The sequence below is a fragment of the Microbacterium shimangi genome, assembly GCF_043556445.1.
Classification (GTDB): Bacteria; Actinomycetota; Actinomycetes; order Actinomycetales; family Microbacteriaceae; genus Microbacterium.
Genome location: NZ_JBIGII010000001.1, coordinates 77,113 through 100,541 on the forward strand (window position 1 = coordinate 77,113; position 23,429 = coordinate 100,541).

The following is a 23,429-nucleotide window of genomic DNA, read 5'->3' on the forward strand; positions in this document are numbered from 1 at the left end:
GGGGAGAGTCACCCCTCCCGCAATGGACCCTGCGTACAGGTCAGGATCGTTTTCGGGAGAACGCCTCGAGCCTCTCCTCCGGACTCAGTGCCGCCATGCGCCGTGTCCACTCCGCCGTGAAGAACCCGCCGGGCTCCGCGTCGTCGACGACCGGGACCACCGCGTGCGTGATGGTGTCGTCGTAGACGTGCACGAGGTGGAACGATTGCCCCGCATCCATTCCGTTGACCTCCACCGCGGGGCGGGAGAGGTCCATCGTGTAGCAGGTGGCCGCGGCGACGTTCACCGGAACGCCGGCGAACGTGCCACTCGTCGAGTAGTGCAGGTGACCCGCCAGGATGCCGCGTACATCCGTGCCCGCGATGACCGCGGCGAGCGCCGGCTGATCGCGGAGTTCGAGGATGTCGAAGAACGGGAGGTGGGTCGGAAGCGGCGGATGGTGCAGCGCCAGCAACGTTCCCCACGGTGCGGGCTCGGCGAGCACGCCCGCGAGCCAGTCGCGCTGGGCGGAGTCGATCTCGCCGTGATGCCAGCCGGGAACCGTCGAATCGAGGGCGATGAGGCGCAGCCCCCCGAGATCCCACACGCCCGTGATGGGCTCCTCCGTGGCGTCCCGGTCGAGCAGATGGCGCCGCATCGCGGGGCGTTCGTCGTGGTTCCCCGCGACCCAGACGAGCGGCGCCCCGAGACGATCCGCGACCGGCTCGACCTGCGCCCGGAGCGCGGCGTAAGCCTCGGGTTCTCCGAGATCGGTGAGGTCGCCGGTGAAGACGAGTGCATCGGGACGGATGCCGAGGTCTTCGACGGCGCGCATCGTTCGAGCCAGGTTCGCGCCGACGTCATACCTGTCGCCGAGCCTGCGTCCGCCGGCGAGCAGATGGGTGTCGCTCACGTGCACGATCACGCGCTTCGCGGGGGGATGCTGACCGAACTGCACGGGGGACCCGACCATGCGCCCAGCCTAGAGCGCCATCCGAAACGCTCGCCGCGTCGAATAGCTCCTGAACGAGATGGGGAGGCCCCACCATGGCCGCACGACGTAAGACTTTCATCGCCTGGGCGGCGGTGGCCGGCGTTGTCTCGGCGGCCGCGTTCCTCGCGGCTGCCGAACTGATCGCTCTGCTGGTCGCGCCTCAGGCGAGCCCGCTCTTGGCGGTGGGTTCGTTCGTCATCGACATCGTTCCCCAGCCGTTCAAGGAGTTCGCGATCTCGACCTTCGGGGAGTACGACAAGATCGCACTGCTCGTCGGACTCGGACTCGCCGTTCTCGTCGCCGCCGTGATCGCCGGAGTTCTCGAGTACGTGCGTCCGCCGATCGGTGCCGCGCTGCTCGTGGTCGCCGGAGTGCTCTCGGGGGCGGCGATCCTCACCCGCGCGGGTGCGGGCTTCCTCTCGGCGCTTCCCCCCCTCGCGGGAACGATCGCCGGCGTCGCGCTGCTGTTCCTCCTCGGACGCCGGCTGCGCGCCTGGCGCGACGGGTCGGTGACGGCCGGGAACCGCGCGGACCCGGTAACCGCCGGCACGGATACTGCCGACGCGCCGCGCCCCGGATCGAGCCGCCGAGGCTTCCTGGGCCTCACCCTCATCACGGCCGCGGCTTCTGTCGTCGTCGGCGTGGGCTCGCGCGTGATCGCGGCGACCACCTCCTCGATCGCCGCCGCTCGCGACGCGATCCGACTGCCCGCGGTGCGGTCGACCGTGACGGTGCCCACTGGCGCCGAAGCGGACGTCGAGGGACTCACGCCGCTCTTCACGCCCAACGCCGATTTCTACCGGGTCGACACCGCGCTGACCGTACCCGAGATCGATCCCTCGACCTGGAGGCTCGTCATCGACGGCATGGTCGATCAGCGCATCGAGCTCTCGTTCGACGACCTCGTCAACATGGGCCTCGACGAATACGGCATCACCCTGACGTGCGTCTCGAACGAGGTAGGCGGCGGCCTCGTCGGGAACGCCATCTGGCAGGGCGTCGCGATTCGCGACATCCTCGCGATGGCGGGCCCCCAGTCGGGTGCCGACATGGTGCTCTCGCGCAGCGTGGACGGCTACACCGCAAGCACACCGCTCGACGCCCTCACCGACGACAACCGCGACGCGATCTTCGCCGTCGCCATGAACGGCGAACCGCTGCCCCTCGAGCACGGCTTCCCCGTGCGCATGGTCGTGCCCGGGCTGTACGGCTACGTCTCGGCCACCAAGTGGGTCACCGAGCTCAAGGTGACCACGTTCGAGGCCGACGAGGCCTACTGGACACCCCGCGGCTACGCCGCCGAGGCCCCGATCAAGTTGTCGTCGCGCATCGACACGCCCCGCTCGGGTACGCCCGTCGACGCCGGCACCGTCGCGATCGCGGGCATGGCGTGGGCGCAGACCGTCGGCATCGACCGCGTCGAGGTTTCGATCGACGACGGCGACTGGCAGCCGGCCACCCTCTCGACACCCATCAACGCCGACACGTGGGTGCAGTGGTGGGTCGAATGGCAGGCCGAGGCGGGAACCCACTACGTCACCGTCCGTGCGATCGACAGTGCGGGCACGATGCAGACCGAGGAGCGCGCGCCGATCGCGCCGAACGGCTCTTCGGGCTGGCAGCGAACCCTCGTCACCGTCCGGTGACCCCGGGCCGGGTGCGCGGCGCGCTCGGCTAGCGTGGGAGGGTGACTGACGCCCAGGCCCTCCCCGCTCCGCCCGTTGCCGCGAAGCGGCCTCTCAGCCGCACGCACCACGGCGACACCTTCGACGATCCGTACGAGTGGCTGCGCGCCAAGGACGACGCCGAGGTGATCGGACACCTCGAGGCCGAGAACGCCTACACCGACGAGCGCACCGCCCACCTCGCCGCACTCCGCGAGCAGATCTTCCAGGAGATCAAGGGGCGCACCCTGGAGACCGATCTGTCGGTACCGAGCCGACGCGGGTCGTGGTGGTACTACGGCCGCACGGTCGAGGGCAGCCAGTACGGCATCCAGTGCCGCGCTCCCCTGGCGTCACCCGACGACTGGACGCCCCCGGAGCTCGCGCCCGGTGAACCCGTCCCCGGCGAGCAGGTGCTCCTCGACGGGAACATCGAAGCCGAGGGCCTCGACTTCTTCTCGCTCGGCAGCTTCGAGATCTCGAACGACGGCGATCGGATGCTGTACGGCGTCGACCTGGCCGGAGACGAGCGCTACACGGTGCGCGTCCGCGATCTGACCACCGGCGAGAACCTCGCCGACGAGATTCCCGGCACGTTCGCGGGAGCGTCTTTCTCGCCCGACGGACGCTTCATCGTCTACACGACCGTCGACGACGCCTGGCGGCCCGACACGGTATGGCTGCACGAGATCGGCACCCCGGTCGAGGACGACGTCAAGCTCTTCACCGAGCCCGACGAACGATTCTGGGTGGGCGCGGACTTCACCAGGAGCGACCGCTACCTCATCATCGACGTCGGCTCATCGGTCACCTCGGAGGAGTGGATCGTGGATGCGGCAGACCTCCGCTCCGAACCCCGTGTGGTGTGGCCGCGAAGCGAAGGCGTGGAGTACTCCGCCTCCGACGCGGTCGTCGATGGCGAAGACGTGCTCTACATCCTGCACAACGACGGCGCTCTCGACTTCGAGCTCGTGCGGGTCGCCGCATCCGCCCCCCAGGGAGAACGCTCCGTCGTGATCCCCCACCGTCCGGGCCAGCGGTTGCTCGGCGTCGACACCTTCCGCGACTGGGGCATCGTCGGCTATCGCCGCGGCGGTCTACCCCGACTGGGCATGCTCGACTACGCCGACGGTGCCGTGCGCGAGATCGAATTCGATGAGCCGCTCTACAGCGTGGGCGCCGGCGGCAACCCCGAATGGGCGCCCCCGCTGCTGCGCGTCGGTTTCGGTTCGTTCGTGACTCCGGGCACCGTCTTCGACTACGGGGTCGCGACGGGCGAGCTGTTGCTGCGCAAGCGCCAGCCGGTGCTCGGCGGATACGACGCCGACGACTACGCGCAGGCGCGCGTGTGGGCGACCGCGCAAGACGGCACCGAGGTGCCGATCTCGCTCGTCTGGAAGCGCTCGTTCGGCGACGCGGGCGCCACGCCGCGGGCACTCCACCTCTACGGCTACGGCTCGTACGAGCACTCGATCGAGCCGGCCTTCTCGGTGGCGCGGCTCTCGGCCCTCGACCGCGGCGTCATCTTCGCTGTCGCGCACGTGCGCGGCGGCGGCGAAATGGGCCGCCAGTGGTACGAGGACGGCAAGACCCTCGCCAAGCGCAACACGTTCACCGACTTCGTCGACTGCGCGCAGCACCTCATCGACGCGGGGTACACCACTGCCGATCGCATGGTCGCCGAGGGCGGTAGCGCCGGCGGACTCCTCATGGGAGCCGTCGCGAACCTCGCCCCCGAGCTGTTCGCGGGCATCCTCGCCGATGTTCCGTTCGTCGACGCCCTCACCTCGATCCTCGACCCGTCGCTGCCGCTGACGGTGATCGAATGGGACGAATGGGGAGACCCGCTGCACGACCCCGAGGTGTACGCGTACATGAAGACGTACTCGCCGTACGAGAACGTGCGCGCGGACGTGCAGTATCCCCGCATCCTCGCCGTCACCTCGCTGAACGACACCCGCGTGCTGTACGTCGAGCCGGCGAAGTGGGTCGCGCGACTGCGCGAGGTCGGCGCCGACGCCCTCCTGAAGTGCGAGATGGTCGCCGGGCACGGCGGAGTCACCGGCCGCTACAACTCCTGGCGCGAGCGGGCTTTCGAGCTCGCCTGGCTCCTCGACGTGCTCGGCGTCGCCGACGCGGCATGAACCCCGGGCGGGCGGACCGCAGCATCCGTCTCTCGCCTCTCTGACCATGTCCCGAATTCCGCAACGATTGCGCTTGATCGTGGCGGAATTCGGGACACGGTTCGTAGCCCGTCCCGAAAACCGCTACGAACCAGCCCGATCCTTGCGGAAATCGGGACATGGGCGAAGCGAGCTCTCCTCCCCAGCGACGTGATACCGCCGGCGGCGCGAAGAGGCTGTGGATGCTTGGCTCCACCGAGCGGCGAAATGCCACCGTGAGGTGTGCCCACCCGTCACACGATGCCCGCTCGGCTGGGCGATGTCTTCTCCGTCGCTGCCGCCATCGAGGCAGGAGTGTCGCCGGATGCGCTGCGTCGAGTTGCCTTTCGCTCGCCCTACCCGGGATTGAGGTCGCAGGCGCCGGCCCCTCCCGTCGACGACCTGAGGGCGAGGTGCGCCGAGCTCGCACCCCGGCTTCGGGACTGGCAGTTCTTCAGCCATGAGACCACGCTCGCTCTTCTCGAGATTCCGACGCCGTCGCTGCCGTACCGCCCCCGTGTCCATGTGTCGGCGCATCGGCCCTCGCGCGAGCCACGGATCGCCGGCGTCGTCGGGCACCGCTTGCAGACCAGGGTGACGGCCGTGTCGACGTCGAGCGGTCTGCCGCTCGAGCATCCCGTCCGCGCGTGGCGTCAGGCCGGTACGTTGTGGGCGCTCGACGACCTGGTCGCCGCAGCCGACGCCCTCGTCTCCGGCGAGCACCCGAATGCCTCACTCGACGACCTTCGCGAAGAGGTGGCGGCCATGGGCGACGTGCGAGGCGGCATCCTGACCGAGTCCCTCCGTCTGGCCCGTGTCGGTTCTCGCTCGCCGCGCGAGACGAAGCTCCGCCTGCTACTCGTCCGAGCCCACCTGCCGGAACCGGAGATCAACTGGACTCTTCGAGACTCGAGCGGAGGGTTCGTCGCCGAGCTCGACCTGGCCTACCCGCGGTGGCGGATCTGCCCCGAATACGACGGGCGAGTGCACGCCCAAGACGCGAAACAGTTCGAGAAAGACGCCGATCGCTGGGACCGCATCCGCGCCGAAGGATGGGACCATGTGCGCGTGCTGAACCACCACATGCGCGGGAATGGTCGAGCCGCCGTCGCGAAGATCGCCGAGGCCCTTATCCGAGCCGGCTGGCGCCCCTGAGCCCTGGGCCTGAGAGCCCTGGGCTTATGGGCCATGCGCGTATGGGTCATGCGCCTGTCGGCCATGCGCGCCGACCGTGTCCCGATTTCCGCAACGATCACGCGTCGGCCTGGCGGATTTCGGGACATCGTCGGCAGCATGTCCCGAAATCCGCCAGGAATCACCCGGATCGTTGCGGAAATTGGGACATGCCCCGACAGGGGGCGGATGCTGCGGGCGCGAGCCCACGGCGCCGACTCAGCCGAAGAGGGCGGCGGCCTCTTCGTAGCGGTAGAGCGGAACGGTGTTCAGCTCACCGAGGGCGTCGGCGAAAGGGACCCGGACGATGTCGGTGCCGTGCATCGCGACCATCTGCCCCCAGGCGCCCTCGGCGAGAGCGTCGGCGGCGTGCAGGCCGAGGCGGGTCGCGAGGACGCGGTCGAAGCCCGAGGGCGATCCGCCGCGCTGGATGTGGCCCAGAACGGTCGAGCGGGTCTCGATTCCGGTGATGCGTTCGATCTCGGGGGCGAGGACCTCGCTGATGCCGCCGAGCCGCGGGCGGTTGAAGGCGTCGAGACCCTTGTCGCTGAAGGCCTCGTCCATGCCCTTGAGGGTGAAGCCCTCCGAGACGACGACGAGGGGCGCGCGACCGCGATCGTGGGCGCGCGTGACCTGGTCGATGATCTCGTCGATCGACAGCGGCACCTCGGGGATGCAGATGACGTGCGCGCCCGACGCGATACCCGCGTGCAGGGCGATCCAGCCCACGTGACGGCCCATCACCTCGGCGATCATGCAGCGCTGGTGGGAGTCGCCGGTGGTGCGCAGACGATCCATCGCGTCGGTGGCGATGTTCACGGCGGTATCGAAGCCGAACGAGTAATCGGTCGCGCGCAGATCGTTGTCGATGGTCTTGGGCACGCCGACGACATTGATGCCGTCTTTGGCCAGGCGGTCGGCGGCGGCGAGCGTGCCTTCGCCACCGATGGCGACGATGCCGTCGATGCGGTGGCCGTACAGCGTCTTGGCGATGTTCTCGGCTCCGCCGCGCGTGCCCTCGTAGGGGTTGGTCCGACTGGTTCCGAGGATGGTGCCGCCGACCTTCGACAGCCCCTTCACCTCGTGACGCGTCAGCGGGAAGAAGTCGGCATCGACGACGCCGCGCCAGCCGTCTCGGATGCCGACGAACTCGATGTCGTAGTTCGTCGTGCCCTTGAGCACGATCCCTCGGATGACGGCGTTGAGCCCCGGGCAGTCCCCGCCGCTCGTCAGAATGCCGATCTTCATAGCTGTGATCCTCGCTGTGTCGGGTGGGAGAGACGGCGACGCTGCCAACCCCGACACTATCGCCGGATGCTGCGCCTCAGCCACTCGTGAGGTGCCGCGACATGGCACCGGACCGCGAGAGGGCACGACGGCCGGATTCCCGGCCGTCGTGCTTCGCGCTACTCTCCGCCGAGCGTGCGCCGCAGCACGTGCATGAGCGCGCTGAGCTGCACCGAGTCGCTCGACCCGGGCTCGACGGTCTCACCGTCGAGCGCACGGGCGGCGAGCCCCTGCTTGGAGTCGATGAGCTCGGCGATCTTCGTGTCGATCGTGTGCGCCGCGATGATGCGCCACGCCGTCACCGGCTCTTCCTGTCCGATGCGGTGCACGCGGTCGATGGCCTGCGTCTGCTCGGCCGCCGTCCAGCTGAGCTCGGCCAGCACGACGTTCGATGCGGCCTGCATGTTGAGTCCGACACCGGCTGCGGTGAGCGAACACACCGCGATTCCGACACCCGGGTCGTTGTTGAACGCGTCGATGGCGTCTTGACGGGCAGGCGTCGTCTGGTCGCCCCGGATCGAGACGGTGCGCAGACCCGATGCCTTGAAGTGGGCCTCTGCGGCGTCCATCACGTCGATGTGCTTCGCGAAGAACACCACCTTGCCCACCGACCGCTGCAACTGCACCGCGTAGTCCGCGGCGAGGTGCGCCTTGGCCTGACCGATCTTGCGCACCATCGTGAAGACGTTCTCGGAGCCCGTTCCGGCGGCTCGGGACTCCTCGAGCTCGTTGTGCGCGACCAGGCGCACGATGTCCTCGTCGATCTCACCGGAGGCCAGTCCGCGGTCACCGCGGGCTTCGAGGATGCGACGGTACCGCGCCGCGAGTCGCTCGCCGAGCTCGCGCTCGGCCTGGCGGACGGACCGCCCGAATTCGTCGTCGAGCTCGACCGGGAGGTCGGCGATGAGCTTGTCGGGCAGGTCGGCGGCGACGTCTTTCTTCTTCCGACGGACGATGCCCATCGAGATGACGGCCTCGCGCGCCTCGGGATAGAACGCCTTGTCGGCGGGAGTGAGCCCCGTCGCTTCGAGCTTGTCCATGAGGGCCGGTTCCGGCTTCTCGGCGTTGGTCCACCCGAGGTAGCGCCAGATGGCGTCGAAGTCTTCGACGTCGTTGATGAGCGGTGTTCCGGTGAGCGCGAGCATCAGCGGGTTCCGGACCTGTTCGCGGATGCGCCCCGCGAGCGCGAGCACGTTCTGCGAACGCTGCGACGAGAGGTTCTTGATGAAGTGCGCCTCGTCGACGACCATGCCCTTCAGGCCGATCGATCCGAGCCATGACAGGTGACGATCGAGGATCTCGTAGTTGACGATGAAGATGTCGGCGAACGCGTCGACGTCGCGTCCGTCGCCGCTGACGACCGTGGCGCGTCGCTGCGGCGTCCAGCGGCCGACCTCGCGCAGCCAGTTCATCTTCACGACGTTCGGGACGACGACCAGCAGCGGGTAGGCGTTCGCGACGGATGCGGCGAGCACCGACTGCGCGGTCTTGCCCAGACCCGGCTCATCGGCCAGCAAGAAGCTGCGGTGTCCTTCGCGGACGGACTCGAGAAAGCGCGACTGGTGCGCCATGATCTCGAGGCCCTTCGGCGAGAGCCGGTCGTATTCGGGCATCTCGGGGAGGGGCATCGACGCCGCCGACCCGCCGGCTCCGGTTTCGAACGCCTTGAACAGCGGGCCCATGAGCTCCCAGCCGTCGAGGCGGCGGCGCGGTGCGCTCTGCGGCGCGGCGACGGTGAGGTCGGGGGCGAGGAACGGGTTGGCCATCTGGCGGGACTCGATCGTGGGCGGCACGACCTGGCGCTCGGCGAGCGCCGCGGGCACCACCGGCTGCGAGACCGGAGCGACGTCGGTGATGATCAGCTCGTCCGGCGGCAGCTCGGCGCCCGACTCGATGAGCCAATCGCGGCGCATCCGGCGGGCCACCGGCGATGCGGCCTGGTCGACCTCGAGCAGCTGGATGAGCGACGTGTCGCGCGCCGCGGTCTTCGCGAGGATCGTCGCCACACCATCGAGACGCTTGAGCAGCTCGGCGCGTGCGCCGGCGTCGAGTTCGGGCTCGGTCTTCACGCGGGCACGCTCTTCGCGCACCAGGAACGCGATGACCTGGAACTTTACGCGGTTGGTCGGCCCGAGCTTGCCTCGCTGCGCTTTGGCCTCGATCTCGCGCACCTTGCGGGCGAGGATCGGGATGAGGGGCGCTTCGTCGTCGCGACGCGCCGCGGAAGACTTCTTGCGACGCGACGAATTGTTCTGCGCGGCGGGTGCCGTGGTCGGCATGCTTCTCCTGAGCGTGTCAAGCCGGGTGATCCGGCGATGACCGGTCGAACCGGTGGGGCCATCTTTCCCGCGGGGGCGGTAGCCGTCACGCACGCGGGGAGGGACCATCGAACCAACGCGAATCGGCGTCCTGGCCGAGCATTCCGGCAAGTGCGGCACTATCCGCGCGCGGTCCCCACGGGCAAGTGTAGCGGCTCGACGCGCCACTCCACGCCTCACCTCGGGGCGCGCCCGGTGTCACCGGGCGCGGCGCAGGCGCAGGCTGTTGAGGACGACGAACACGCTCGAGAAGGCCATCGCCGCACCCGCGAGCATCGGGTTGAGCAGCCCCAGCGCCGCCAGCGGGAGGGCCGCGACGTTGTAGGCGAAGGCCCAGAACAGGTTGCCGCGGATGACCCTCATCGTCCGGCGACTGAGCGCCAGCGCGGTCACGACGGCGCGCGGGTCGTTGCGGACGAGGGTGACGTCACCCGCGTGCATCGCCGCATCGGCCCCGCCGCCCATGGCGATGCCGAGATCTGCCGCGGCGAGCGCCGCCGCGTCGTTCACGCCGTCGCCGACCATCGCGACGACGCGGCCCTCGCCGCGCAGACGCTCGATCTCGGCGAGCTTGCCTTCGGGGAGCACGCCCGCGCGCACGTTCTCGATGCCCAGCTCGGCGGCGACCGCCTCGGCGATGCCCGCGTTGTCGCCGGTCAGCAGCACGACGTCGAGGCCCCGCCGCCGCAGTTCGGCGACGGCGGCGGCGCTCTCGGGGCGCAGCGTGTCGGCGATCTCGAAGACCGCTCGGGCCTGCGGCGTGCCGCCGACATCGCTCCACCCGGCGACCACGACCGTGCCCCGACGCTCGCCCTCGGCGACGGCCGCGGCCAGGGTGGCCGAAAGCTCGGCCCCCTGCTCAGCGGCGTACGAAGGACGACCGGCGAACACGGCGGTGCCGGCGATGACCCCGGTCACCCCTCGCCCGGGAAGGGCCCGGATGCTGTCGGCCAACCGCGATCCGTCTGCCGACGCCCCCGCAGCGTCGACGATCGCCCGTGCGAGAGGGTGCTCCGAGCCGCGCTCGACCGCTGCGACGAAGGCGAGCGCTTCCGCCGCATCCGTCGTCTCGTCGGTCACGACGCGGGTGAGGGTCATTCGTCCCTCGGTGAGCGTTCCGGTCTTGTCGAGGACCACCGTGTCGACCTTCTCGGCCGACTCGAGCGCCTCGGGTCCGGTGACGAGCACGCCGAGCTGGGCGGCCCGGCCGGTGCCGACGAGCACCGCGATGGGCGTCGCGAGTCCGAGAGCACAGGGGCAGGCGATGATCAACACCGCGACGGCGGCCGTGAAACCCGCAGAGATCGGCTGGCCCGCCAGCATCCACGCCCCGAGGGTCGCGACGGCAAGGACGATCACGATCGGCACGAACACCGCCGACACGCGATCGGCGAGTCGCTGAACGCGGCTCTTGCCGAGCTGCGCGTCTTCGACGAGCCGCGCGATGCGCGCAAGACGCGTCTCACTCCCGACCGATGCCGCGCGAACGACCAGTCGTCCGCCGACGGCGATGGTCCCGCCCGTGACCCGGGTGCCCGCAACGGCATCGATCGGTACGGACTCGCCCGTCAGCATGCTCTCGTCGACCGCGGCTTGTCCCTCGATCACCGAGCCGTCGGCGGCGATGGTGCCGCCCGGGCGCACGACGAAGAGGTCACCGACGGCCAGTCGCTCGATCGGCACCGTCGACCCGTCGGGGAGTTCCACGGTCTTCGCGCCGAGTTCGAGCAGTGCCCGCAGCGCCGAGCCCGCGCGCCGGGTCGCCCGCTGCTCGACTACGCGGCCGAGGAGGAGGAAGACGGTGACGGCGGCGACGACCTCGAAGTAGACGAGCGCCGTGGCGTCGTGCACGGGACCGAACAGCACGACGTCGTGCCGGAGGCCGAGCTCTCCGGCGTTGCCGAAGAAGAGCGCCCAGGCGCTCCACAGGTACGCCGCGAACGTGCCGAGGGTGATGAGGGTATCCATGGTCGCGGCGCCGTGCCGGGCGTTGGCGAGGGTTGCACGATGGAACGGCCACCCGCCCCAGAAGAGGATCGGAGTGGCGAGCGCGAACGAGACCCACTGCCAGCCGGGGAATTGCAGCGCCGGGATCATCCCGAGGGCGACCACCGGCAGACCGAGGACGAGGCTCACGATCAGCCGGGTGCGTAGCGGCGTCGCACCGGGGCGGTCGGCCGTGTCGTGCACGTGACCGGCGTGCTCCCCCGGCTCGCCGTGCGGGTGCGGCCGCTCGTCCGCACCGCCGGCGAGGTCGACGCCCGCAGGGGTCGACGACGCATCGCGACGCACACGGGCTTCGTATCCCGCGCCCCGGACCGCATCGACGAGGACGCTCGGGTCGACCTCGCCGGGGTACGACACCCGCGCCGATTCGGTCGCGAGGTTCACCGCAGCATCCACCCCGCCCACGCCGCGCAGTCGCTTCTCGACGCGCGCCACGCAGCTCGCGCACGTCATGCCCTCGATGTCGAGCACGGCGGTGCGGCGCTCGGCAGGCTCGTGGTCGCTCATGGCGTCCTCCTTCAGCTGACCTCAAGAACACGATACCCCCCTGGGGTATTCCGTCGGCCGGTGGGCGGCGGTCGTACAGTGGGCCTCATGGCTGAGCAGATGACCCGCGATCAGCGGATGGTCCTCACGATCGCGATCCTCGCCTCGTTCGTGTCGTTCCTCGACGGCACCGTGGTCAACGTCGCGCTGCCCGCCATCTCGAGAGACCTCGGCGGGGGCTTGACGACGCAGCAGTGGGTCGTCGACGCCTACCTCATCACGCTCGGCGCGCTGATCCTCGTCGCAGGGTCGCTCAGCGACGTGCTCGGGCGACTGCTGGTCCTCCGTATCGGGCTGATCGGATTCGGGGTCACCTCGATCGCGATCGGCGCCGCGCCCACCGCGGAGTTCCTCATCGTCGCCCGCGCCCTGCAGGGCGTCGCGGGTGCGCTGCTCGTCCCGAGTTCGCTCGCACTCATCACCGCGAACTTCCGAGGACCCGCACAGGCGCGCGCCATCGGTGTGTGGACGGCCGCGACGACGTCGGCCATGGTCGCGGGCCCACTGGTGGGCGGACTCTTCGTCGACCTGCTGTCGTGGCGGCTCGTCTTCTTCATCAACGTCCTCCCGATCGCCGTCACCCTCTGGCTGCTGGTTCGGCTCGGTCATGCCGACCACCGCCGCGAAGGCGCGCGCGTGGACTACCTCGGGGCGATCCTGTGCACCGTCGGCCTCGGCGGGTCGGTGTTCGCCCTCATCGAGCAGTCGGCGCTCGGCTGGGGCAACCCCGTGATCTGGGGGTCGATGACGGTCGGCGTCGCGTCGTTCGCCGGGTTCATCGTGCGCCAGCGGTTCGCCCGCGACCCGATGATGCCGCTGGATCTCTTCCGTGCGAGAAACTTCTGGACCGGCAACCTCGCCACCGCGTTCATCTACGGGGCCCTGTCGCTGAACGGTTTCGTCCTGAGCGTGTACCTCCAGCAGGGTGCGGGGCTCTCGGCCACCCTCGCGGGTCTCGCGTCGTTGCCGGTCACGGTGCTCATGATCCTGCTCAGTTCGCGCATCGGTACGCTCGCGGGGCGCTTCGGACCGCGCCTGTTCATGACGTTCGGGCCTCTGCTCATGGCGGTCGGGGCGCTTCTCCTGCTCAGCGTGCAGGAGGACTTCGACTACTGGCTCCAGGTTCTCCCCGGCATCCTGGTCTTCGGTTTCGGGCTGACCATCACCGTGTCGCCGCTGACGTCCGCGATCCTCGGCGCCATCGACACGAGCCGGTCGGGTATCGCTTCGGCCGTGAACAACGCCGTTTCGCGGGTGGCCGGTCTGATCGCCGTCGCGTTGATCGCGCTCATCGTCGGCGGCTCGCTCGATCTCGGCGGGTTCCACCAGGCCGCCGTCGTCACGGCGGTGCTGCTCGCCCTCGGTGGCGTGATCTCGTTCCTCGGCATCCGCAACCCGCCCCGCGCGTAGGCTGGAAGCCATGTCGAACCTCTCCGAGCGCGAGCTCGCCGCCACCATCGATCACGCGATCCTCAAGCCCGAACTCACACGCGCCGATGTCGACGCCGAGCTCGACATCGCCGCGGAGTGGGGCGTGTTCAGCGTCTGCGTCCGCCCCTCCGACATCGCCTACGCCGTGAAGCGGCTCGACGGCACGGGTGTCCTGGTGGGGACGGTCATCGGGTTCCCGCACGGCACCACGTCGACCGCGACCAAGACCGCCGAAGTCGCGCAGGCATTGGCCGACGGCGCGAGCGAAGTCGACATGGTCGTCAACATCGGGTTCGTCCGCTCCGGGTTCGACGATGCCGTCACCGACGACATCACCGCGGTGGTGGATGCTGCGGACGGGCACATCGCCAAGGTCATCCTCGAAACGGCGTACCTCGACGACGAGCAGATCGAGCGCGGGAGCAGGCTCACCGAAGCCGGCGGCGCCGCGTTCGTGAAGACGTCGACCGGCTTCGGCGGGGGCGGCGCGACGGTGGAGCACGTGCGTCTCATGCGCGCGAGCGTGAGCCCGGCCGTCCAGGTCAAAGCATCGGGGGGCGTCCGCAACCTCGCCGCCGCCCTCGCGATGATCGAGGCGGGAGCCACCCGCCTCGGAACGAGTGCGGCCGCCACCATCCTCGGCGAGGCTCGCGCGATCGCCCAGGGCGACGGCCCGACCGGTGCGACCGACGCCAGCTCGTACTGACCGACCCCCAGCGCGCGATCAGGCGGTGCCGAGCACCGCGCGCACGCGTTCGACGTCATCGGCCATCTGCACCTTGAGCGCATCGATGCCCTCGAATGCGACCATGCCGCGGATGCGCTCGACGAAACGAACCTGCATGCGGTGACCGTAGAGGTCGAGGTCGGTCTCGTCGAGGACGTAGGCCTCGACCTGGCGGACCAGCACGTCGCCGAACGTCGGGTTGACCCCGATGCTGATCGCGGCCGGGTGCCGCGTGCCGGGTCGGAGTCCGTCGGCTGAACTCTCGTCGATCAGCCAGCCGGCGTAGACGCCGTCTGCGGGAATGAACCCCTCGAGGTCGGGCGACAGGTTGGCGGTCGGATACCCGAGCTCACGCCCGCGCTTGAGGCCGTGCACGACCTCCCCCCACACCGACGGGGCGGCGCCCAACAGTTTTCCCGCCGCGGCGACGTCGCCCTCGGCCAGGAGCTCTCGGATCCAGGTCGACGAGACCCGACGGTCGGAGTCGATGGCGCGCACGTCGTCGACGATCTCGACGACGAACCCGAACCGCTCCCCCATCGTGCGCAACAGTTCGGCGTTTCCGGCCCCGCCCCGCCCGAAACGGAAGTCGCTGCCCACCAGGACGCTCCGGACCCCGAGCGCGCCGACGAGGACGTGCCGTACGAACTCCTCCGCGTCGAGGCTCGCGAGTTGCTCGTCGAACGCCAGCATGAGCGTCGCGTCGACACCGGCGCGCTCGAGCAGGGCGAGCTTCTGAGTGACGCCGACCAGACTCACCGGGCACAGCTCGGGCTTGAGCAGGCTCAAGGGGTTGCGGTCGAACGTCACGGCCACGACCTTCGCGCCCGTGGCGGCAGCATCCACCTTCGCCCTGTCGATCACGGCACGGTGACCGGCGTGGACGCCGTCGAACTTGCCGATGGCGACGACCGACGGCCCGAACCCGGGGGGCACCTCGGCCGGATCGTGGAAAGTGATCACCAGGACGACCTCTCGACGACCTCGACCGGCTCGAGCACCGGTTCTCGGCCGGGCCGATGCGTGACGAGCCACCAGATGCCGATGAACGGCAACACGAGCGGGATGAAGACGTACCCCGAACCGAACCACGACCACACGGTCTCTTCGGGGAACAGATCGTGGCGTATCAGGCTGAAGGTGCCGACGACGAGCACGCCGATGAGCTCGAACGAGATCGTCGCCCAGGCGACGAGATACCAGGCGCGGGATGCGGAGAACACCAGCGCGAGGGTCGCGACGATGTAGACGCCCGCCGAGATGGCGGAGAGGGTGAAAGCGAGCGGGGCGGAGTCGAAGCGCAGAACGATCTGGACGAACGACCGACCGGTCGCGGCGAGCGCGAGGATCGCGTAGACGACGACGAGAACCCGGCCGACGCCGGTCATATTCCGGGTGCGAGTGCGGGGTTCCATGACACTTCGATCTTAGAGTCGCGCGGGGAGGGTGCTCTCCGTCGCGACGCGGGCACCGACGGCTCAGCCGAGCTGCACGGTCCAGATCACGTACATCCGCCACACCATGATCGCCACGGCACCCGCCGCGATCCCCATGACGACGGTGCTCCAGCGGCTTCGCTCCACGAGCGCCCAGGCCACACCCGCGGGTGGAATCAGTGCGGCCGACACGAGGTAGACCCAGAACTCCAGGCCGCTGCCGGTCGGGGGGTTTCCTACGAACGGGGCGACGATCGCGACGACGATCTGCGCGACCAGCAGCAGTTCGATGAGCGCGAGGCTGCCGACGGTGACGTCGCCCGGGCGCCGCCCCGCCAGGCCCGCGACGACCGCGACGAGCGCCGCCGCCGTGGCGACGACGACCTGTACGAGCGTGAACCAGAAGATCATGCGAACAACTCCGTCATCATACGAACAGCTCCGTCATCATACGAAGGCCGCTGTCGGCAGGTTCATCACGCTCTTGACGTCGTCGCCGCGGCGCTCGACCACTCCGATCAACCGTCCCTCAGGATCGATCGCCGCGGCGGGGGTCGCCGGCAGCCGCGCCGACGCGCCCGCGAGGCGTTTGCCCTGCCGAAGATTCAGCGCTTCCTCCGTGCTGACCTCGATGGCGCCGAGCACGATCGTCCCCACATCGGCGGGGCTCATCAGCTCGGCCTCGGCGAGGTCGTCGAGTTGCACGGCATCCGTCACGGCGAAGGGCCCGACGCGCGTGCGACGGAGCGCGCTCAGGTGCCCGCCGACGCCGAGGGCCGCGCCGAGGTCGCGAGCGAGAGCCCGGATGTACGTGCCGCTGGAGCAGTCGACCACGACGTCGAGCTCGATGCGATCCGTCTCACGGCGGCGCGCGGTCACCTCGAAGCGCGAGACCACCACGTTCCGGGCCTGCAGTTCCACCTCCACCCCCTCGCGGGCGAGGTCATAGGCGCGACGACCGTTGACCTTGATGGCCGAGACCGTGGTCGGCACCTGCGAGATCGCGCCGGTGAGGGCAGCGATGCCCTCCGAGATCGCCGCTTCGGTCACCCCCGCGATCGCATGCTCGGGCGCCCTCTCGACGATCTCGCCGTCGGCGTCGTCGGTGTCGGTCGTCGCTCCGAGCAGGATCGTGGCCGTGTAGGTCTTGTCGGCGCCCACGATGAAGGTGAGCAGACGTGTGGCCTCGTCGACGCCCACGACGAGCAGGCCGGTGGCCATCGGGTCGAGGGTGCCGGCGTGCCCCACCTTGCGGGTTCCCCGCACCTTTCGCGTGCGAGAAACGACGTCGTGACTGGTCATGCCCGCCGGTTTGTCGACGAGCAGCATTCCTCCCGTGGGCATCAGCAGAAGTCTCCGAAGATGCGCGTCGGGTTCTCGGGATCGGTGTTCTCGATGAGGGCGGATGCTGCCGCGCTCGGGTTCGACGCGCGCCGATACGCTGCCGCGGCGTCGCGCAGAGACGCGTTCGACTCGGCCGCGGGGTCGGCATCGCCGCGGCCCTCGCGGGCGAGCCGCGCGAAAGCCGCGGTCGGGTGCACTTCGAGCCAGACCGACCAGTTCCACATCCCCCGAAGGTCACGGCCGAGCAGGTAATCGCCGTCGACGATGAGCACGGCGTCGGACGGCGCCGTGGCCGGCTCCCCGGTCGGGGCGAGCGAAAAGCTGGGCGAACCCGCACGGAACGGCTCGATGAGCAGGCGGCGGAGTTGGTCCGGGTCGAGGTGACCGGTCGTGCCGGGCTCGACGAAGTCGGAGGCGGAAGCGCGCAGCACGGTCGCTCCGTCTTCGACGAACGCCGCCGCGAGAGCGTCGGCCGCTTCGGCCTGCCCCGAACCCGGTGTGCCGTCGACGGCGACGATCACGCGACCGGAGCGAAGATGCTGGCGCACCTCGGCACGGAGTTCGCGCATCATCGAGGCCGCCGCGGAGCTCGGGGAGTTCATGCCTCCAGCGTACGTCGGGCACGTCTCACGCGAGGGCGTCCATGGTTCGTCCTGACGTACGCTGGCACGATGCCCGACCTCGTCGAACCGCTCGTCGAGTGGTACGGCCGGAACGCCCGCGACCTGCCGTGGAGACGCGCGGGCTTCGGCGCGTGGGGCACGCTCGTGAGCGAGTTCATGCTGCAGCAGACACCGGTCGCCCGCGTCGTCCCGCACCTCGAAGCCTGGCTCGAGCGATGGCCGACCCCGGCAGCGCTGGCCGCTGATCCGCCCGCCGAGGCCGTGCGCCAGTGGGCGAACCTCGGCTACCCCCGGCGGGCGCTCTGGCTGCACCGCGCGGCGACGGAGATCCGCGACCGGCACGACGGGGTGGTGCCTCGCGACGTCGATGCCCTGCTCGCCTTGACGGGGATCGGCGACTACACCGCGCGCGCCGTCGCGGTCTTCGCCTACGGAGACCACCACCCCGTCGTCGACACCAACACCCGTCGGGTGCTCGCGCGCGCGATCGGCGGTCGGGCACAGCCTGGTCCCCCGTCGCGGCGCGACCTCGGCGACATGGCCGCGATCCTCCCCGCCGACGTGCCCATCGCAGCCGTCATGAACGCGGCGACGATGGAGCTCGGTGCGACGGTGTGCACGGCGCGCTCGCCCCGCTGCGAGGCCTGCCCCCTGGCCTCGGTCTGCCGCTGGCGCGCCGAGGGCTACCCCGATACCGGTGACACACGGCGTCGTCAGGCGAAGTACGAGGGCAGCGACAGGCAGACGCGAGGCGCCGTGCTGCGGATGCTGCGCGAAGCCGCGCCGGCGCCCGTGCCGCTCGACGGGATCGTGGCCGACTGGCCCGACCCGCAGCAGCGGGACCGCGCGATCGACTCGCTCATCGCCGACGGTCTCGTCGAAGCATCCGAGGGCCTGTTGCACCTCCCTCGCGGCTGACGCCGAAAGACGACGCTCCCCTGTCGCATTCGGCGGTGGGTAACCGCCATTCGTGAGAGGGGAGCGTCTGTGCGTCGCGGGTCAGTCTTCTTCTTCGCGCGGCTTCACGTAGGGGTCGGCGTCGCCGGCGTACTTACCGCTCGCCGCGATCCGCGCCACTTCTGCGTCACGGTCCTTCGCCTCGCGGAGCAGCTCGGCGATGTTGCCGGCGTTCTCGGGGATGGCGTCGGCGATGAACTCCAGCGACGGCGTGAGCCGGACGCTGAGCTGCTTGCCGACCTCCGAACGGAGGAGTCCTGTCGCGGCCTTCAGCGCGGCGCCGGTGTCGGCCCGCTCTTCGGGAGTGCCGAGCACCGTGTAGAACACCGACGCGTGCTGAAGGTCGCCCGTCACACGCACATCGGTGATCGTCACGAACCCGAGACGGGGGTCACGAAGACCCTTCTCGAGCCGCTCCGCCACGAGCACCTTGATTCGGTCGGCCATACGGGCCTGACGCTCTCCAGCCATGCGTTGCTCCTTCTCACAGTCCCGCGGGGGTGAAACCGAGGATCCGGATGCTGCGAGGTGCGCAGCATCCGGATCCCCTCAGTGCTCCACTCAGCCTCGCGGCTTCTCCATCATTTCGGTCGTCTCGATCTCGTCGCCGATCTGGATGTCGTTGAACTTGCCGAGACCGATACCGGCCTCGAAGTCCGTACGAACCTCGGTGACGTCGTCCTTGAACCGGCGCAGCGATTCGATCGCGAGGCCGTCGGCCAGCACGACACCGTCGCGGATGACGCGGGCCTTGGCGTTTCGCGTGATCGTTCCCGAGCGCACGATGACACCGGCGATGTTTCCGACCTTGGAGGAGCGGAACACCTCGCGGATCTCGGCGACACCCGACTGCACCTCTTCGAACTCCGGCTTGAGCAGACCCTTGAGGGACTGCTCGACGTCGTCGATCGCGTTGTAGATGACCGAGTAGAAGCGCGTGTCGACACCCTCGCGGGCGGCCCGCTCGCGGGCCTTCGTGTCGGGACGCACGTTGAACCCGATGATGATCGCGTTGTCGATCGTCGCGAGGTTCACGTCGGACTCGGTGATCGCACCGACGCCGCGGTGGATGATCCGCAGCTGCACGCTGTCGTCGACCTCGATCTTGAGGAGCGACTCCTCGAGCGCCTCGACGGCACCCGACACGTCACCCTTGATGATGAGGTTGAGCGACTCGACCTTGCCCTCTTGGAGAGCGCGGGTGAAGTCTTCGAGCGAGATGCGCTTGCGGGCCTTCGCGAGCTGGGCGTTGCGCTCGGCAGCCTCTCGCTTCTCAGCGATCTGACGGGCCAGGCGGTCTTCCTCGGTCACGATGAACGTGTCACCGGCGCGCGGCACGGAGTTCAGACCCTGCACCTGCACGGGGCGCGAAGGCCACGCCTCGAGCACGGCGTCGCCGTTCTCATCGGCCATGGCACGGACGCGGCCGTACGCGGTTCCGGCGACGATCGCGTCACCGACGCGGAGCGTTCCGGACTGGATGAGCACGGTGGCCACCGATCCGCGACCCTTGTCGAGCTTGGCTTCGATCGCGACACCACGGGCTGCTTTGTTCGGGTTGGCCGTGAGGTCGAGGCCCGCGTCGGCTGTCAGCAGCACGGCGTCCAAGAGGTCCTGGATGCCGATGTCGTTGCGCGCAGACACGTCGACGAACATGACGTCTCCGCCGTACTCCTCGGCGACGAGACCGTATTCAGTCAACTGCTGGCGCACCTTGGCCGGGTTGGCGTCGGGCTTGTCGATCTTGTTCACCGCGACCACGATCGGCACGTTCGCCGCCTGGGCGTGGTTGAGCGCCTCGACCGTCTGCGGCATGATGCCGTCATCGGCGGCGACCACGAGGATCGCGAGGTCGGTCACCTGCGCACCTCGTGCACGCATGGCGGTGAACGCCTCGTGACCCGGGGTGTCGATGAAGGTGATCGCACGCTCGATGCCCTCGTGCTCGGTCCAGACCTGGTACGCACCGATGTGCTGCGTGATGCCGCCGGCCTCGCCCGCGACGACGTTGGTCTGACGGATCGCGTCGAGCAGTCGCGTCTTACCGTGGTCGACGTGACCCATGACCGTGACGACGGGCGGACGGATCTCGAGGTCGTCTTCGCTCTCGGCCTCGAGTTCGGCGTCGAGGTCGAGACCGAAGCCCTCGAGGAGCTCCTTGTCTTCGTCCTCGGGCGAGACCATCTGGATGTTGTAGCCGAGCTCGCCGCCGAGCACCTCGAAAGTGGCCTCGTCGAGCGACTCGGTCGCCGTGGTCATCTCACCCAGGTTGAACAGGATGGTCACGAGCGTGCCGGGCTGCACCGTGTAACCGGTCAGCGCCTCGATCTTGTCGGCGAAGTCCGAGATCGACGCACCGCGACGCATGCGGATGGTCTCGCCGTTGCCCTTGGTGACGTTGACGCCGCCGACGACCGGCGCCGACCGCATTTCGAATTCCTGCCGCTTCGCCCTACGGGACTTGCGCTGCTTGGACTTGCCGCCACCCTTACCGAACGCACCGGCGGTACCACCACCGGGGCCACGGCCGCGGCCGCCGCCTCCACCGGGACGACCGGCGAAGCCGCCGCCACCCGCGGGTGCGCCAGGACGCGAGAACCCGCCGCCACCGGCACCGCCGGGACGACCGGGACCGCCGGGACGCTGCTGGAACGGAGCACCCGGACGACCGGCGCCACCGGGACGACCGGGGCCGCCGGGGCGCGGAGCACCCGGACGCGGAGCGCCGGGGCGAGGAGCCTGCGGGCGAGGGATGTTGCCCGGGGTCGGCGACGGGCGCTGACCCATTCCCTGCGCCGAAGCGAACGGGTTGTTGCCCGGACGCGGGCCGGCGGGGCGCTGGCCCATGCCCTGCGCCGAAGCGAACGGGTTGTTGCCCGGACGAGGAGCGCCACCGGGACGCGGAGCGCCCGAAGCGGGAGCCGGACGCGGAGCATCGGAGTCTGCCGGAGCGTCGGATGCCTCGGCGGCTGCCGGGGCTTCAGGAGTCGTCGGTGCCGCCGGGGTGGGCGCCTCGGGGGCTGCCGCTGCGGGCTCCTCGGGAGCTGCCGGCGCGGCCGGAGCCGGAGCGGGCTCTTCGGCGACGGGTGCCGGAGCGGGCGTGGGACGCGCGGGGCCGGGCTTCGCCGCCGAGGGGCGTGCGGGGCCGGGGCGGCCTGCCGGGCGCGGTGACGCCGCGGGGGCGCCGGCTGCGGGGGCGGCCGCACCCGCAGAAGCTGTGCCGTCGGCCTGGAGGGCCGCACGGAGTTTACGAGCGACCGGGGGTTCGATCGTCGAGGAAGGGCTCTTGACGAACTCGCCGAGCTCTTTGAGCTTTGCGAGGGCGATCTTGCTGTCTACGCCGAGTTCGGATGCGATCTCGTGTACGCGTGGTTTTGCCACAATTCTCCTGTCAGGGGGTCTACCCCGGACAGGGCAGACCGTCAGATGCGGACGGGTCTCATTTCGAGACGTTCACTTTGAGTCCATAGCCGTTCAGCCGTTTCGCTGGAGGGATTCTTCGAAGGTCTGCGTATCAAGCGGGCCTGACACACGTAGTGCACGGACGAAAGCGCGACGCCGCAGCGCGACATCGACACATTCCGGCGTCTCATGCACCCATGCGCCCCGCCCCGGCATCGAGGCCCGGTCATCTCGAAGGAGGATCGAACCGTCGGTCACCACTCGAAGGAGGGCGGACCGGGGGGCGCGCGCGCGGCATGCGACACACGTTCGTACCGGTTCCATTCTACACCTCGGGCGCGTCGGAGCCGATCGCGGGTCCGCGATCAGTCGTCTTCCAGGATGCTGTCGGGTTGGATGTCGATCTTCGCGCCCGTCAGCTTCGCGGCGAGACGCGCGTTCTGTCCCTCTTTACCGATCGCCAGCGAGAGCTGGTAATCGGGAACCAGGGCGCGCACGGCCTTCGTCGCCGCATCCAGGATGAAACTCGACGTCACCTTGGCAGGAGACAGTGCGTTGCCCACGAAGCGAGCCAGTTCGGGGTCGAAGTCGACGATGTCGATCTTCTCTCCGCCGAGCTCTTCGGTGACGGCCCGAACGCGCCGGCCGAGTTCGCCGATGCACGCGCCCTTGGCGTTGATGGTCGGATCGTTCGCCATCACGGCGACCTTCGAACGGTGACCGGCCTCGCGCGCGAGCGAGACGATCTCGACCAGACCCGAAGCGATCTCGGGCACCTCGAGGGCGAAGAGCTTGCGGACGAGCCCGGGGTGCGTGCGCGAGACCGTGATCTGCGGACCCTTCGTACCCTTCGACACCGACGTGACGTAGACGCGCAGGCGCGAGCCGTGGGTGTAGTTCTCGCCGGGCACCTGCTCCTCGGGCGGGAGGATGGCCTCGATCGTGCCGAGGTCGACGTGCACCATGCGCGGGTTCGGGCCCTGCTGCACGACGCCCGCGACGATGTCGCCCTCTTTGCCCTTGAACTCCCCCAGCACCGCGTCGTCGGCGATGTCGCGCAGACGCTGGCTGATGACCTGCTTGGCAGCGAAGGCGGCGATGCGCCCGAAGTCTTCGGGCTCCTGCTCTTCTTCGCCGATGATCACGTCTTCGTCGTCACGGACGGGGGCGAAGATGGCGACGTGGCCCGTCTTGCGGTCGAGCTCGACCCGCGCACCGGCGGGGACCTCACCGGACTCGGACGTGTGTCGCCCGTAGGCGGTCAGGATGGCCGACTCGATGATCCGGACGAGCTCATCGAAGGGGATCTCCTTCTCGCGTTCGACCGTCTTCAACAGACCGAGATCGATATCCACAATGGGGCCCTCCGTATTCAGCTC

At 69.5% G+C, this 23,429-nt stretch carries 19 protein-coding genes; 6 read left to right on the plus strand and 13 right to left on the minus strand.

Features of this window, described 5'->3' with window-relative positions:
* Positions 1-40: 40 nt before the first annotated feature.
* Entirely contained in the window at positions 41-952 is a 912-nt protein-coding gene (locus ACFXQA_RS00395) for a phosphodiesterase (RefSeq protein ID WP_394517804.1), read from the minus strand.
* A gap of 74 nt (positions 953-1,026) precedes the next feature.
* On the opposite strand from ACFXQA_RS00395, the gene ACFXQA_RS00400 reads away from it, so the two are divergent.
* The 3 genes from ACFXQA_RS00400 to ACFXQA_RS00410 all read left to right on the plus strand — a co-directional run bounded on the left by ACFXQA_RS00400 (position 1,027) and on the right by ACFXQA_RS00410 (position 5,954).
* Complete coding sequence (locus ACFXQA_RS00400; RefSeq protein WP_394517805.1) at positions 1,027-2,619, plus strand: molybdopterin-dependent oxidoreductase; 1,593 nt, start codon at positions 1,027-1,029, stop codon at positions 2,617-2,619.
* Positions 2,620-2,660: 41 nt separating this feature from the next.
* Complete coding sequence (locus ACFXQA_RS00405; RefSeq protein WP_394517806.1) at positions 2,661-4,781, plus strand: S9 family peptidase; 2,121 nt, start codon at positions 2,661-2,663, stop codon at positions 4,779-4,781.
* Positions 4,782-5,060: 279 nt separating this feature from the next.
* Positions 5,061-5,954, plus strand: coding sequence for a hypothetical protein (locus ACFXQA_RS00410; protein WP_394517807.1), 894 nt, complete (start codon positions 5,061-5,063; stop codon positions 5,952-5,954).
* A gap of 237 nt (positions 5,955-6,191) precedes the next feature.
* Here the strand turns inward: ACFXQA_RS00410 and ACFXQA_RS00415 are convergent, their stop codons facing one another.
* The 3 genes from ACFXQA_RS00415 to ACFXQA_RS00425 form a co-directional block, all read right to left on the minus strand.
* Positions 6,192-7,220, minus strand: a complete 1,029-nt coding sequence (locus ACFXQA_RS00415) for an ATP-dependent 6-phosphofructokinase (protein ID WP_394517808.1) — start codon at positions 7,218-7,220, stop codon at positions 6,192-6,194.
* 158 nt (positions 7,221-7,378) lie between these two features.
* A complete protein-coding gene (locus ACFXQA_RS00420) occupies positions 7,379-9,538 on the minus strand; it encodes a DEAD/DEAH box helicase (protein ID WP_394517809.1) in 2,160 nt (719 codons plus the stop codon).
* A 237-nt stretch (positions 9,539-9,775) separates the two neighbouring features.
* Positions 9,776-12,091, minus strand: coding sequence for a heavy metal translocating P-type ATPase (locus tag ACFXQA_RS00425; RefSeq protein WP_394517810.1), 2,316 nt, complete (start codon positions 12,089-12,091; stop codon positions 9,776-9,778).
* A gap of 87 nt (positions 12,092-12,178) precedes the next feature.
* Here ACFXQA_RS00425 and ACFXQA_RS00430 point away from each other — a divergent pair, with 87 nt between their 5' ends.
* Together ACFXQA_RS00430 and deoC are read left to right on the plus strand one after the other, a co-directional pair.
* Positions 12,179-13,540: an MFS transporter gene (locus ACFXQA_RS00430; protein WP_394517811.1), complete on the plus strand. Its 1,362-nt coding sequence runs from the start codon at positions 12,179-12,181 to the stop codon at positions 13,538-13,540.
* A gap of 10 nt (positions 13,541-13,550) precedes the next feature.
* Positions 13,551-14,267 carry a deoxyribose-phosphate aldolase gene (gene deoC / locus ACFXQA_RS00435; RefSeq protein WP_394517812.1) on the plus strand — a complete coding sequence of 239 codons (717 nt, stop codon included), beginning with the start codon at positions 13,551-13,553 and terminating at the stop codon, positions 14,265-14,267.
* An 18-nt stretch (positions 14,268-14,285) separates the two neighbouring features.
* Here deoC and ACFXQA_RS00440 read toward each other — a convergent pair whose 3' ends face one another.
* From ACFXQA_RS00440 to ACFXQA_RS00460, 5 genes are all read right to left on the minus strand, one after another.
* Positions 14,286-15,251 (minus strand): bifunctional riboflavin kinase/FAD synthetase, encoded by a 966-nt coding sequence (locus ACFXQA_RS00440; RefSeq protein ID WP_394517813.1) that lies wholly within the window; start codon positions 15,249-15,251, stop codon positions 14,286-14,288.
* Entirely contained in the window at positions 15,248-15,703 is a 456-nt protein-coding gene (locus ACFXQA_RS00445; RefSeq protein ID WP_394517814.1) for a hypothetical protein, read from the minus strand. The genes ACFXQA_RS00440 and ACFXQA_RS00445 overlap by 4 nt, the downstream gene beginning before the upstream one ends.
* Positions 15,704-15,766: 63 nt before the next feature.
* Complete coding sequence (locus tag ACFXQA_RS00450; RefSeq protein ID WP_394517815.1) at positions 15,767-16,135, minus strand: hypothetical protein; 369 nt, start codon at positions 16,133-16,135, stop codon at positions 15,767-15,769.
* Positions 16,136-16,171: 36 nt separating this feature from the next.
* Positions 16,172-17,068, minus strand: a complete 897-nt coding sequence (gene truB, locus ACFXQA_RS00455) for a tRNA pseudouridine(55) synthase TruB (protein WP_394517816.1) — start codon at positions 17,066-17,068, stop codon at positions 16,172-16,174.
* On the minus strand, positions 17,068-17,670 hold the full coding sequence (locus ACFXQA_RS00460; RefSeq protein WP_394517817.1) for a nucleoside/nucleotide kinase family protein: 603 nt from the start codon (positions 17,668-17,670) through the stop codon (positions 17,068-17,070). The genes truB and ACFXQA_RS00460 overlap by 1 nt, the downstream gene beginning before the upstream one ends.
* Positions 17,671-17,739: 69 nt before the next feature.
* On the opposite strand from ACFXQA_RS00460, the gene ACFXQA_RS00465 reads away from it, so the two are divergent.
* Positions 17,740-18,609, plus strand: a complete 870-nt coding sequence (locus ACFXQA_RS00465; protein WP_394517818.1) for an HhH-GPD family protein — start codon at positions 17,740-17,742, stop codon at positions 18,607-18,609.
* A gap of 81 nt (positions 18,610-18,690) precedes the next feature.
* On the opposite strand, the gene rbfA is transcribed toward ACFXQA_RS00465, so the two are convergent.
* From rbfA to nusA, 4 genes are all read right to left on the minus strand, one after another.
* On the minus strand, positions 18,691-19,119 hold the full coding sequence (gene rbfA / locus ACFXQA_RS00470) for a 30S ribosome-binding factor RbfA (RefSeq protein ID WP_394517819.1): 429 nt from the start codon (positions 19,117-19,119) through the stop codon (positions 18,691-18,693).
* A 90-nt stretch (positions 19,120-19,209) separates the two neighbouring features.
* On the minus strand, positions 19,210-22,029 hold the full coding sequence (gene infB / locus ACFXQA_RS00475; protein ID WP_394517820.1) for a translation initiation factor IF-2: 2,820 nt from the start codon (positions 22,027-22,029) through the stop codon (positions 19,210-19,212).
* 93 nt (positions 22,030-22,122) lie between these two features.
* Positions 22,123-22,374, minus strand: a complete 252-nt coding sequence (locus ACFXQA_RS00480; protein WP_394517821.1) for a YlxR family protein — start codon at positions 22,372-22,374, stop codon at positions 22,123-22,125.
* Between the two features lie 41 nt (positions 22,375-22,415).
* Positions 22,416-23,405 (minus strand): transcription termination factor NusA, encoded by a 990-nt coding sequence (gene nusA / locus ACFXQA_RS00485; protein WP_394517822.1) that lies wholly within the window; start codon positions 23,403-23,405, stop codon positions 22,416-22,418.
* Between the last annotated feature and the right edge of the window lie 24 nt (positions 23,406-23,429).